Below are 12,942 nucleotides of genomic sequence, written 5' to 3' on the forward strand. Positions count from 1 at the left end.
ATTTGTTCGCGTGGGGCAAACTATCAGTGCTGACCGAACCATTCTCGGGGGAGCGCACATGTCGGTTCTGACCAGGCTGAGTCTCGCCAATCGCGGGCTCGTGGCACTCATCGCGATCGTGATCACCGGCTTCGGTGTCTACGCGATCCCGTCACTCAAACAGCAACTGCTGCCGTCCTTGGAGTTCCCCGGCGCGTTCATCGGCGCGCAGCTCGCGGGCGCCTCCCCGGAGATCATCGAGGAACAGGTCACCAAGCCGATCGAGGACGCCATCAAGGGCGCCGACGGCCTCGACACGGTGCAGTCGAGCACCCGCGAGGGCTTCGCCACGATCTCGGTGACCTTCGAGTTCGGCACCGACATCGACGACGCGGTCAACCAGCTGACCACGTCGATCAACCGGATCCAGGCCCAGTTGCCGGACGGCGTCGAGCCGACGGTCTTCGCCGGCAGCACCGACGACATCCCGGCGATCGTGCTGGCCGCGGCGGCCGGCGGCGCCGGTGCGACCGGTGCGACCGACCAGAAGGCGCTGGCTCAGAAGCTCAACGAGACCGTGGTCCCCGAGCTCAGCGCGATCGAGGGCGTCCGTGACGTGCAGGTCACCGGCACCCGCGGCGAACAGGTCGTGATCACGCCGAACCTGGCCGCGATGGCCCAGCGGGGCGTCCAGCCGACCGCGCTCACCGAACTGCTCCGGGCGAACGGCATCTCGATCCCGGCCGGCGCGGTCACCGAGGGCGACAAGGCGCTGAGCGTCCAGGTCGGCACCCCGCTGACCACGCTCGACCAGCTCAAGGGCCTCTACCTCAGCGGCGCCCGGGGGCCGGTGAAGCTGTCCGACGTGGCCGATGTCGAGAGCAAGGAGGCCACGGCCACCTCGTTCACGCGTACGGACGGCAAGAACAGCCTCGGCATCGCGGTCACCGCCTCCCCCGACGGCAACCCGGTGGCGATCTCGCACGAGGTCAACGACAAGCTCGCGGCCCTGCGCGACGCGTCCGGGGCCGACCTCACGGTGATCGTCGACCAGGCGCCGTTCGTCGAGCGCTCGATCGAGAGCCTGACCACCGAGGGCCTGCTCGGCCTGGTGATGGCGGTCATCGTCATCCTGGTCTTCCTGCTGTCCATCCGGTCCACGCTGGTCACCGCCGTGTCCATCCCGCTGTCGGTGCTCATCGCGCTGATCGGGCTGTGGATCGGCGACTACTCGCTCAACCTGCTCACCCTGGGCGCGCTGACCATCGCGGTCGGACGGGTCGTGGACGACTCGATCGTGGTGCTCGAGAACATCAAACGACATCTGGGGTACGGCGAGACGAAGGTGCACGCCATCACCACCGGCGTGCGTGAGGTGGCCGGCGCGGTGACCGCCTCGACGCTGACCACGGTGGCCGTGTTCGCGCCGATCGCGCTGGTCGGCGGGTTCGTCGGGCAGCTCTTCGCGCCGTTCGCGATCACGGTCACGGTGGCGCTCGTCGCGTCCCTGTTCGTGTCCCTGACCGTGGTGCCGATCCTGGCCTACTGGTTCCTGCGGCCGGCCGCCGGTGGCGCCGAGTCCGAGGCGACCCGTCAGGCCGCCGAGGCGAAGGAGCGGCGCAGCCCGCTGCAGCGCGGCTACCTGCCGATCATCGGGTTCGCCACCAAGCGGCGCTGGACCACGGTGCTGATCGGCCTGCTCGTGCTGGGGGGAACCGGCGCCCTCGCGACCCGGCTGGAGACCAACTTCATCGACCAGTCCGGCCAGGACTCGGTCAACATCAGCCAGCAGCTGCCGGTCGGCACCAGCCTGGCGGCCACCGACGAGGCGGCCAAGAAGGTCGAGAAGATCGTCTCGGCCCGGGGCGACGTGAAGTCGTACCAGGTGACCGTCGGCCAGGGCGAGTTCAACCCGTTCGCCGGCTCCGGCGGCGCCAGCGGCGCCGACTTCAACATCGCGCTCGACGAGGACGCCGACGCGGTCAAGGTCGGCGATGAGCTGCGCGCCGAGCTGGGCAAGCAGTCCGACCTGGGCGAGATCACGGTCGGCGGGGACAGCAGCACCGGCCTCAGCGGCAGTGAGCTGTCGGTCCAGGTGAAGGCGGCCGACAACGACGCGCTGACCCAGGCCACCGAGAAGGTCCGCACGACGCTGACCGGGCTCGGCGACGTCACCGACGTGAAGTCGTCGCTGGCCGCCAGCGTGCCGCGGCTGCAGATCACGGTCGACCGGCAGAAGGCGGCGGCCGCCGGGCTCACCGAGGGCCAGATCGGACAGTCGGTGGCCGGCGCGTTCCGGCCGGCGCCCGCGGGTCAGATCAGCGTCGACGGCGCCAGCCAGGACGTGGTGATCGCGTTCAGCACGCCGCCGGCCGACGAGGCCAAGCTCAAGGCGCTGCCGCTGACCACCCCGCGGGGCCCGATCCCGCTGTCCCGGGTGGCGACGGTCGCCCAGGTGGACGGTCCGGAAGAGGTCACCCGGGTCGACGGCGACCGCAGCGTCACGGTCAGCGGCACGTTCACCGGCAAGGACCTTCGCGCGGTGACCCAGACCCTGACCAAGAACCTGGACGCTCTCGACCTGCCGGCCGGCGCCTCCTACGAGATCGGCGGCGCCAGCGCCGACCAGGCGGACGCGTTCGCCGACCTCGGGCTGGCCGTGCTCGCCGCGATCGCGATCGTCTTCGTGATCATGGTGGCCACGTTCAAGAGCATCGTGCAGCCGATCATCCTGCTGATCTCGATCCCGTTCGCCGCCACCGGCGCGATCGCGCTGCTGCTGGCGACCGGCACCCCGCTGGGCGTACCCGCCCTGATCGGTGTGTTGATGTTGGTCGGCATCGTGGTGACCAACGCCATCGTGCTGATGGACCTGATCAACCACTATCGACAGCAGGGCATGGGCGTGCAGGAGGCGGTGATCGAGGGCGGCCGACACCGGCTGCGGCCGATTTTGATGACCGCGATCGCGACCATCTTCGCGCTCCTCCCGATGGCGCTCGGGCTCACCGGCGAGGGCGGCTTCATCAGCAAACCGCTGGCCATCGTGGTGATCGGCGGCCTGGTCACCAGCACCCTGCTGACCCTGGTGCTGGTGCCGACGCTCTACACCATGGTGGAGAACCGCAAGGAGAAGTCGCGGGCCCGGCGGGAACGCAAGCGCCTGGCCAAGGCCGGTCCGAAGCACGCGGCCGACGAGCCCGAGGTTCCGCTGCCCGCGGACGCCGAGGTGCCCGACTCCAGCGGCGGCGCCCACGAGGCCGAGCCCGAGCGGGAGAACTCCCTCCGCTCCCAGGCCGACCAGCCGGCGACCGGCGCGCTCCGCGGCCACACCGACCAGTTCGAGGTCCTGAAGATGCCGCGGCGCCCGGCCACCCCGCCGGAACCGGCCTGACCCACTGAGTGATCACGAAAGCCCCGGCCGTGCGCCGGGGCTTTTGTGGGTTCAGGAGGTGAGCACGATCAGCAGCCCGGTGGCGTACAGGACGATGAAGAAGACCGGCAGGATCTGCTCGACCGCCGACAGCGGGGCGTTGCGCAAGATCCGCCGGGTCGGCCAGCCCTCCTTCCACTCGGCCCGCCAGAACGGTGAGGCCGGCAACCTCTCCTCGAGGTCGCCGATCACCCGGTACTTCACCTTGTTGAGCTCGCGGTACGAGCGCAGCAGCCAGAACCACGCCGCACACTGCACCATCAACGCCACGAACGGCAGCGCCAGCCAGCCGGCCGGACCGGTCGGCCGGACCGACCAGAAGACGCCGACGCTGGTGAAGATGGCGGAGTTGAGGGTCAGGAAGAACGTGTTGGCCAGGGCGCGGCGGGCACTGATCCGATCGGCCATCTCCACGTAGAGCTTGTACTGATCAAGGATCGCCGCCTGGTACTTCTCGCCCGAGCCCTGGTAAGTGGAGGGTCCGACCGCGTCCGTCCACAAGGTCCCCGGCTTCGGCTCGTCCGTCATACCCACAATCATGAACAGCAGCCGCCACGGTCCGTCAGATCGTGGTGACTTTATGTCGAATGATGTCTATGCTCTAGGGCACCCGCTCGTTCCGACCGGATGAGCGTGCGTGCCGACCGGTCCCCGGGGAGACAAGCGCCGTGGAAGAACCCACATCACGCCAGCTGACCCTGCCAATCCCGCTCGATCGCGGGGCTGCGCGAGACGTCACTGCGATCGTCAACCGAATCCTGCGCTCGGCCGCCCCCACGGACCGGGTGCCATCGCGGGAGCGGCCTCCTGAGGTCTCCTCTTTCCAGTCCGCTGTCTGAGCTCGCACCGGCACCGGCACGACCGCTGCGTCAGTTCGTCCTCAAGGTCCACCAGCTCTGCAATCTGGCCTGCGATCACTGCTATGTGTACGAGCACGCCGACCAGACCTGGCGTGACCGGCCGGCGATCATGTCGGCCGAGGTCGTCCGGCAGACCGCCACCCGCATCGCCGAGCACGCCGCCCGGCGCCAGCTCTCCGCCGTCGGGGTCGTCCTGCACGGCGGCGAGCCGCTGTTGCTGGGGGCGACCCGCTTGCGCGAGGTTCTGACCATCCTGCACCGGAGCATCGGCGCGACCACCGCACTGGACGTGCGTCTCCAGACGAACGCCATCCGCCTCACCGAGCCGATGGCCGAGCTGCTGCTCGAGTTCGGGGTCCGGGTCGGCGTCTCGCTGGACGGCGACGAGGCGGCCAACGATCGGCACCGCCGCTACCGCAACGGAGCGAGCAGCCATGACCGGACGCTGCGCGGCCTGGCGCTGTTGCGCTCGGATCGATACCGGCCGGCGTACGCCGGGATCCTCTGCACCATCGACGCGCGCAACGATCCGATCGCCGTCTACGAGGCCCTGCTGGCCGAGGAACCGCCCCGCATCGACCTGCTGCTGCCTCATGCGACCTGGGACAACCCGCCCGAGGCGCCGCACGCGGACTGGCTCATCCGGTTGTACCGGCGCTGGCTGGCCGACGGGCGTCCGGTGCCGATCCGGCTGTTCGACTCGTTGCGGGCCACCGCCGCCGGCCGGCCCAGCGCGACCGAGGCCGTCGGCATCGACCGCGGCGATGTCGCGGTTGTCGAGTCCGACGGGTCCTGGGAGCAGCCCGACTCGATGAAGACCACCTTCCACGGCGCCGCGGCGACCGGGCTGACCGTGTTCACCGCGTCGGCCGACGAGCTGCTCGCCGCGCCCGCGATGCGGGTCCGCCAGAGTGGTCTGGCCGGCCTGTCGGCCACCTGCCGCGCGTGCCCGGTGGTCCGGCAGTGCGGGGGCGGCCTCTTCGCCCATCGCTTCAGCTCCGCTACCGGGTTCGACAACCCGTCGGTGTACTGCGCCGATCTGAAGGGACTCATCGCCGCGATGAACAGCGAGACGCCGGTCGCCTGGACCGGTCAGCCCGGTCTTCCCGAGTCGGTCTTCGACGATCTCGCGTCCGGCGGCGGCGGATCCGACGCGGTCGCCCGGCTGGCGGCCGCCCAGGAGTCGATCACCCGCGCCCTGCTGGTCGCCGTCGCCGACGCCCCCGAGGGCCGGACCGCCGCGGCCGCGTGGGAGCTGCTGAGCGAGCTTGACCGGCGGGCGCCCGAGGCGGTGCGCCGGGTGCTGACCCATCCGTTCGTCCGGGTCTGGGCGGTCCGTGTCCTCAGTGGAGCCGGCGGCACCGACCGGCTGGCCGACCTGGCCGCGGCGGTCGCGGTGCTGGCCCGGGCCGACGTCGAGGTGGCGGTCCGCCCGCGCGACGGTGGCGTGCACCTGCCGACCCTCGGCACGCTTTCGCTCGCCAATGGTGTGACCAGCGTGAACGGGGCGCACGACCACGTTCTGACTCCGACCGTGACGATCGCGCGGGACGACCTCACCGTACGGCTGGAGGATGCCGATCCCTACCGCGACTGCCACGGCTGGCCGGCCGTCGGCGGTCTGACGCCGGCGCAGGTGCGCGACTGGGAGCGGGTGCTGGGCCCGGCGTGGCAGACGGTGACCCGGGACGCGCCCGGCTACGCCGCGGGGGTGGCCGCCGGCCTGACCACGATCACCCCGCTGGTACCGGACGCGGAGACGCTGCGCAGCGCCACGTCGCGCCAGGCGTTCGGCGCCACCGGCGTCGCCTGGAGCCCCGACCCGCGGGCCCTGGCCATCCTGCTGGTGCACGAGTTCCAGCACACCAAGCTGGGCGCCCTGCTCGACCTGGTCGACCTGGTCGAGCCGGACGCCACCGATCTGCTGCGGGTCGGCTGGCGCCCCGACGCCCGCCCGGCCGAGAGCGCCCTGCAGGGCACCTACGCCCACCTGGCCGTCGCCGACATGTGGCGGGCGCGGGCCGAACGCGGTGAGCCGGGCACGGCCGAGCACTACGCGAGATATCGGGGCTGGATCGCCGAGGCGGTCATCGCGCTGGGGACGTCCGACGCCCTGACCGAGCCGGGCCGGCGGTTCGTCGACCGGCTGGCCGCCACGATCGAGAAGTTGCCGGTGTGAACCTGGGTGCGGGCCTGCGGGCACTCGGCCTGCCGGCCGGCGACCTCCTCGTGCACGTCTCGCTGCGTCGGCTCGGCCCGGTGGCCGGCGGGCCGGCGGCGCTGCTCAGGGCGCTGCACGAGGCCGCCGGTCCGGAGGGGACGATCATCGTGCCGACGCAGACGTCGCACAACTCCACGACCAGCCCGGCCTTCCGCGCGGCGACCGAGGGACTGGACGACGATCAGCGGAACGCCTACATCGCGTCGATGCCGGGGTTCACCCCGGACATGCCGTCGAGCGGCTGCGGCGCGTTCGCCGAGTTCGTACGCCGATCACCCGGCGCGGTCCGCAGCGCCCATCCGCAGACGTCGTTCTCGGCGGTCGGCCCGCGCGCGGCCGAGCTGATGTCCGTCCACGACCTCGACTGTCATTTGGGTGAGCGCTCGCCGCTGGGCCGGCTCTACCAGGACGGCGCCCACGCGCTGATGATCGGCTGCGGCTGGGAGGCCTGCACCGCGTTGCACCTGGCCGAGGAACGGGTGAAGCAGCCGCAGCACAAGTGGTACCGCTGCTTCGTCGAGCGCGACGGCCGGCGGGTCACCGAGCGATTCCTCGGCGTCGATCACGACGACCGTGACTTCCCGCAGCTCGGGGCCGCCTTCGAACGGACCGGGCTCGCGGTGTCCGGACGCATCGGACAGTCACCCGTCCTGATCGTGCCGATCCGCCCCGCGGTGGACTTTGCGGTCGGATGGTTGTCTGAGAACAGGACGCCGGGAGGGGAGTCAGGTACATGACAGACATGACCGCCGACGACGACCCCGGCGCACCGGTGTTCTTCCTCAGCTACTCGCGGCCGGACCGATCCCGTTCGGTCGGTCCCCCACGCGAGCCCAACCGCAACGTCATCAAACTCTTCGACGAGCTGAACGAGCTGGTCAACGAACTGATCGGCTCGCCCGTGGGCGGCGACCCGGGCTATCTCGACCTGGGTCGCGGCGGCGGCGAGCTGTGGCAGAAGGGTGTGCTCCAGGCAGCGGGCACCTGCCAGGTGCTGGTCTGTCTGATCTCCCACCCCTACCTGTTCCAGAGCACCTGGTGCCCGCGGGAGTGGGACATCTTCACCCGCCGGGCCGTCGTACCCCGCGGCCGCCCGGCCCCGGGCATCGAGAGCGCGATCATCCCGGTGCTGTGGACACCGCTCGAAGGTCAGCTTCCGCCACCGATCGCCGCGGTCAACCTGTTCGTGCCGGCCGGCCTCCCCGACGAGGACCACACCGCCCGCTACCTGGCCGACGGGCTGCTCGGGCTGGCCCGCACCGGGCAGACCGCGATCTACGAGGCGATCGTGTGGAAGCTCGCCCTGCACATCCAGCGGGTCCACAGCCGATACCGGGTCGAGCCCGGAATCCCCGACGGCATCGACGACCTTCGTACCAGCTTCATGGAGGGCGCACCATGAACGCAGCTGCCAACTCCGGACGATGCCGCTTCTTCCTGAGCTACGCGCATTCGGCTCCGCTGAACACGTCCGGCCGGCGCGACACCGACACCGACGTCTGGGTCCGCACCTGCTTCGAGAACCTGTCCGAGGCGGTGGCCGGTCTGCTCGGCGCCGACCCGGCCCAGGTCGGGTTCGTCGACTACCTGGTCGAGCCGGGGACCGACTGGAAGGCGATGCTCACCGACCGGCTCGGCACGGCCGAGGTCTTCGTGCCGCTGTACTCGCCGGGCTACTTCAACAAGTCCTGGCCGATGCGCGAACGCGCGGTCTTTCTGGAACGGCTCGACCGGGCGTACGCCGGCCGGCCCGACGAGGCCCGCGCCCACGTCCTCCCGGTGTTGTGGACGCCGTTCCCGGCCGGCGAGCGGGTGGCCGAGGTGAGCGCGGCGCTGCCGCTCGGCGCCGGCATCGCGGAGTACTCGGAGAACGGCCTGCGGGCGCTGGGCCGGCTGGCCTCCTACCGCGAGCACTACGCCCGGATCATCGACCGGCTGGCCCACCGGATCGTCGAGGTCACCGGCCGCCACCGGCTGCCGGCCAGCCGGGCGGTCGCGATCGACGAGGTCACCGTGCCGGAGCCGGCCTCGAGCGAGACACCGTTCGTGGTCGGCGTGCTCACCGGTCGCGACGGGAACCGCCGCCGGCCGGTGACGTGGAAGCCGTTCGGCGGGGCGCTCGACCCCCCGATCGCGGAATACGTCGCCAATGTGGCCGAACGCCTCGGCCTGCCGACCAAGGTGGTCGACCGGCCCTCCGACCTCAAGGCCCTGGACGGGTCGCCGTCGGTGGTCCTGATCGACCCGTGGCCGTCGCCGGACGACGTGGACCGGTTCGCCGCCGTGCGGGGTCACCTGCACCGGTGGGTCACCCCGATCGTGGTGACCGATCGCGAAGATCCACGTTATAACGAACACGGCGCCGACGCCGTCGCCCGGACCCGGGCCCGGCTGACCGAACTCGGTGCGGCCCGGGTCTACCAGGCGCTCGATGTGGAGCAGCTGGCGGCGCTGCTGCCGGCCGCGGTGAGTGAGGTCCGCCGGCACTATCTTCACTTCCGGCGAACCGGCGACCACGTCCCGGAGGGTTCGCCCCGGCCGCGGATCAGCCCGCCCGACCGGTCCGGCCCACCCGTACCCGAGAGAAGCGACGATGACTGAGCAGCGGAACGGCCGAGTGGTGACGTTCTACTCGTTCAAGGGCGGCACCGGACGCACGATGGCGCTGGCGAACGTCGCCTGGATCCTCGCCGCCAACGGCAAGCGGGTGCTGGTCGCCGACTGGGACCTCGAGTCGCCCGGCCTGCACCGGTTCTTCGCGCCGTTCATCCGGACCGAGACCGTGGAGACCACCGGCGGGGTGATCGACATGGTTCGCGAGTACGAGTGGCAGACCACCCGCACGGTCGAACGCGGACCCGGCTGGCAGGAGCAGTTCGCCCGGTCCCGCAAGTACGCGTTCTCCCTCGACTGGAACCACTTCCGCGACGGCGGGCAGCTCGACTTCCTGTCCGCCGGCCGGCAGAACCAGCAGTACGCGGCCAGCCTGACCGGCATGAACTGGGACGACTTCTACGAGCAGCTCGGCGGCGGCGCGTTCTTCGACGCCCTGCGCCAGGACATGCAGAACAACTACGACTACACGCTGATCGACAGCCGGACCGGGCTCAGCGACGTCGCCGACATCTGCACCATCCACCTGCCCGACATCCTGGTCGACTGCTTCACCTTCAGCGAGCAGGGCATCGCCGGCGCGGCCCGGGTGGCCACCTCGATCGGGCAGAACCCGAGCCGCCCGGACATCCGCGTGCTGCCCGTACCGATGCGGGTGGACCCGGCCGAGAAGGAGAAGGCCGACGCCGGGCGGGCGTTCGCCATGCAGCTGTTCCCCGGGCTCCCGGCCGGGATGGCGCCGGCCGACCGCACCCGGTACTGGAACGCCGTCGAGGTGCCCTACCGCCCGTACTACGCGTACGAGGAGATTCTCTCGACCTTCGGTGATCCCCCGGGTCAGACCACCTCGATGCTGGCCGCGTTCGAGCGGCTGACCGAGTACATCACCGACGGCGAGGTGCGGTCGCTGCCGGTCATGGACGAGGCGTTGCGTACGCGCACGGTGAGCCGGTTCACCCGCCGGGTCTCGCTCACCGAGGAGGAGGTGACCCTGGAGTACGCGCCGGAGGACCTGGCCTGGGCCGAGTGGATCGGCGCGCTATTGTCCGCCGCCGGCCTCCAGGTGCACGACGCGAACGGCTCGACCGACGACACCGGATCGGGCGGCACGCGGTTGACGCTGGTGTCGCACGCCAACCGCGGCGCCCGGACCGACGTGGTGCCACGCGACCGCACCGGCACGCGGCCCCCGCTGGCGATCTACCTGGACGACCTCGCGCCGCTGTCGGCCTTCCGCTCGATGCCGTCGGCGTTCATCGCCGGCAAGTCGTCCGAGGTGGCGATGGACCGCATCCTGCGGCTGGTCGGCCTGACCGCGGACGACGTCGACGCGCAGGTCATCGGGGTGCGCTTCCCGGGTGAGCCGCCGGCCGTGTTCAACCCGCTCGCCCGCAACGCGCGGTTCACCGGCCGCGAGGCCGACCTGCGCGATCTGCGGGCGCAACTGCGCGGCGGCCAGCGCGTGGTGCTGTCCGGTCTGATGCCGGTCGCCCTGCAGGGCATGGGCGGCATCGGCAAGACCCAGATCGCCCTTGAGTACGCCCACCGCTTCCGGAACGCCTACGACGTGGTCTGGTGGATCGACGCCGACCAGGCCGAGTTCATCGACATCGCGCTGTCCGACCTCGGCAACCGCCTGGAGCTGCCGCTGCCGCAGTCCGGCGTCCTCGACGTGGCCAAGGCGGTGATCGCGGCGCTCGAACAGGGCGCGCCGCACGCCCGCTGGCTGATCGTGTTCGACAACGCCGAGAACGTGAACGAGGTCCTGCCGTTCATCCCGGGCGGGCGCGGGCACGTCCTGATCACCTCCCGGAACAACCAGTGGGGTGAGTTCGCCCGGCCGGTGCTGATCGACGTCTTCGAACGCCGGGAGAGCGTGGCCCACCTGCGGCAGCGGGTCGGCACCGTGCGGATCGAACAGGCCGACCGGATCGCCGAGTCGCTGGGCGACCTGCCGATCGCGGTGGCCGCCGCGGGCGCGTGGCTCGCCGAGACCGGCGAACAGGTCGACGAGTACCTGCGGCGGGTCGAGCAGAAGGGCCCGGACCGCACCATCGACGAGGTGTGGGACCTCTCGCTCGGCCTGCTGCAGAAGCGGTCCGGCGCGGCCTACCGGCTGTTGCAGCTGTGTTCGGTGCTGGCACCGGAGATCTCCCTCGACCTGGTCTACAGCGACGAACTGGCCACCGTGCTGAGCCGGTACGACCCGCTGGTGTCCGAGCGCGACTACCGCGCCACCCTGGTGCAGCACATCAACCGGCTGGCCCTGCTCAAGCTCGACGTCGGGCGGAGCCAGCTCCAGGTGCACCGCCTGCTGCAGCACGTGGTCCGCAACCGGATGAACGAGCAGGAGCTGGTCGAGGCCCGGCACGAGATCCACCTGGTGCTGGCCGGGCTGCGCCCGCGCTACGAGATCGACGACTCGCGCTCGTGGGGCCGGTTCCGCATGCTCTGGCCCCACCTGGAGCTGTCCCGGGCCACCTCCTGCGACGAGGAGCTGGTCCGCCAGCTCATGATCGACCGGGTGCGCTACCTGTGGTACACCGGCGGCCTGACCGAGGGGCGCCAGCTCGGCGAGCAGATCGACCGGCGCTGGAGCGAGATGCTCCACGACGTCCCCGAACGCGCGAAGCCGATCCTGCGCCGCCAGATCCTGCATCTGCGGTTCAACGTCGCCAACATCATGCGGCAGATGGCCCAGTTCGAAGATGCGCGCGCCCTGGACGAGGCGGTCCTGAACGAACAGCTCGACCTGCTCGGGCCGACCCACCCGCACACCCTGATGACGGCCGGCGGCCTGGGCGGTGACCTGCGCGCGCTCGGCCGGTACGCCGCGGCCGGCGAGCGTGACGAGCTGACCTACGCGACCTGGGTCGAGCACTTCGGCGAGGACTCCTCACGGACGCTCTCCGCGCTGAGCAACCTGGCCACCACCCAGCGCCTGGCCGGCGACTTCCGGGGCGCCCGCGCGCGTGACCAGGAATTGTGGGAACGCAACAAGCGGATCAACGGCGAGACCCATGCCCGTACGCTCGGCACCGGCACCAACCTGGGCCGTGACCTGCGTGAGGCCGGCGAATACCGGCGGTCGGTGGAGCTGCTGGAGGACATCGCCCGGCAGTACGAGGAGGTGTTCGGCCCGACCTCCCACCGCACCCTGAGCGCGCGGGCCAACTGGGCGGTGTCACTGAACAGCGCGGGCCACTCCCAACCGGCCGCCCGCCTGCTCGAAGACGCGTACGAGCAGCTCAACGAGGTGGTCGGTCCCACCAACCCCGACACTCTGGCCTGCCGGCTCAGCCGCGCGGTCAGCCTGCTCGCCATCGAGGAGATCTCCACCGCCATCAGCGAGCTCAACGAGGTCCGGCTGGCCTACGGCTCCAACCTCGGCCAGCGCCACCCGCACACGCTGGTCTGCCTCAACAACCTCGGCGCGGCCCACCGGGCCGACGGCGACCTGGCCAAGGCGCTCGACTTCGTCCGACGGGCCGCGGACGGGCTGACCAAGGTGCTCGGCCCGATCCATCCGTACACCCTGGCGGCGAGCCTGAACCTCGGGGTTCTGTACGCGGAGACCGGCGAGGTCGCGGTCGCGCTGGAGATGATCGAGCCGCTCATGCAGGTGCACCGTGACGTGCTCGGACCGGACCACCCCGACACGCTGCGCTGCGCGGCGAACCAGGCGCTGATGCGCAAGGCGGCCGGGCGGGCCGCCGCCGAGGACGGGGACGTGATGGAACGGCTGGTCGCCGTGCTGGGCGAGCACCACCCGGCGGTGGCGGCCCTCTACGACGGCCGCTATCTGCACCGGCTGCTCGACCCGCACCCGTTCTAGG

Annotated in this window: 7 protein-coding genes; 6 read left to right on the plus strand and 1 reads right to left on the minus strand. The window is 71.0% G+C overall.

What is annotated here, in order from left to right; all coding sequences use genetic code 11:
* Positions 1 to 58 precede the first annotated feature (58 nt).
* Positions 59 to 3,373 carry an efflux RND transporter permease subunit gene (locus AB0M54_RS01020; RefSeq protein ID WP_364314770.1) on the plus strand — a complete coding sequence of 1,105 codons (3,315 nt, stop codon included), beginning with the start codon at positions 59 to 61 and terminating at the stop codon, positions 3,371 to 3,373.
* Between the two features lie 51 nt (positions 3,374 to 3,424).
* Here AB0M54_RS01020 and AB0M54_RS01025 read toward each other — a convergent pair whose 3' ends face one another.
* A complete protein-coding gene (locus AB0M54_RS01025) occupies positions 3,425 to 3,940 on the minus strand; it encodes a hypothetical protein (protein WP_364468434.1) in 516 nt (171 codons plus the stop codon).
* A gap of 336 nt (positions 3,941 to 4,276) precedes the next feature.
* Here AB0M54_RS01025 and AB0M54_RS01030 point away from each other — a divergent pair, with 336 nt between their 5' ends.
* Genes AB0M54_RS01030 through fxsT form a run of 5 tightly spaced genes read left to right on the plus strand, consistent with a single transcriptional unit; the run spans position 4,277 to position 12,941 of the window.
* The gene (locus AB0M54_RS01030; protein WP_364469160.1) at positions 4,277 to 6,451 is read left to right on the plus strand and encodes an FxsB family cyclophane-forming radical SAM/SPASM peptide maturase; all 2,175 of its coding nucleotides are present in this window, start codon (positions 4,277 to 4,279) and stop codon (positions 6,449 to 6,451) included.
* Positions 6,448 to 7,230 (plus strand): AAC(3) family N-acetyltransferase, encoded by a 783-nt coding sequence (locus tag AB0M54_RS01035; protein ID WP_364468436.1) that lies wholly within the window; start codon positions 6,448 to 6,450, stop codon positions 7,228 to 7,230. Before AB0M54_RS01030 ends, AB0M54_RS01035 begins: the two co-directional genes overlap by 4 nt.
* Positions 7,227 to 7,895, plus strand: coding sequence for a toll/interleukin-1 receptor domain-containing protein (locus AB0M54_RS01040; RefSeq protein WP_364314763.1), 669 nt, complete (start codon positions 7,227 to 7,229; stop codon positions 7,893 to 7,895). The genes AB0M54_RS01035 and AB0M54_RS01040 overlap by 4 nt, the downstream gene beginning before the upstream one ends.
* Positions 7,892 to 9,094, plus strand: coding sequence for a TIR-like protein FxsC (locus tag AB0M54_RS01045; protein ID WP_364314761.1), 1,203 nt, complete (start codon positions 7,892 to 7,894; stop codon positions 9,092 to 9,094). The genes AB0M54_RS01040 and AB0M54_RS01045 overlap by 4 nt, the downstream gene beginning before the upstream one ends.
* Positions 9,087 to 12,941 (plus strand): FxSxx-COOH system tetratricopeptide repeat protein, encoded by a 3,855-nt coding sequence (gene fxsT, locus AB0M54_RS01050; RefSeq protein WP_364314759.1) that lies wholly within the window; start codon positions 9,087 to 9,089, stop codon positions 12,939 to 12,941. Before AB0M54_RS01045 ends, fxsT begins: the two co-directional genes overlap by 8 nt.
* Position 12,942: the final 1 nt, after the last annotated feature.

This window comes from Actinoplanes sp. NPDC051470 (genome assembly GCF_040682035.1).
Taxonomy (GTDB): Bacteria; Actinomycetota; Actinomycetes; order Mycobacteriales; family Micromonosporaceae; genus Actinoplanes.

Bases quoted from the DNA above. Each gene is read 5' to 3' on its own strand.
- fxsT (WP_364314759.1), top strand. From the start codon at position 9,087: ATGACTGAGCAGCGGAACGGCCGAGTGGTGACGTTCTACTCGTTCAAG.
- AB0M54_RS01025 (WP_364468434.1), bottom strand. From the start codon at position 3,940: ATGACGGACGAGCCGAAGCCGGGGACCTTGTGGACGGACGCGGTCGGA.
- AB0M54_RS01045 (WP_364314761.1), top strand. From the start codon at position 7,892: ATGAACGCAGCTGCCAACTCCGGACGATGCCGCTTCTTCCTGAGCTAC.
- AB0M54_RS01020 (WP_364314770.1), top strand. From the start codon at position 59: ATGTCGGTTCTGACCAGGCTGAGTCTCGCCAATCGCGGGCTCGTGGCA.
- AB0M54_RS01040 (WP_364314763.1), top strand. From the start codon at position 7,227: ATGACAGACATGACCGCCGACGACGACCCCGGCGCACCGGTGTTCTTC.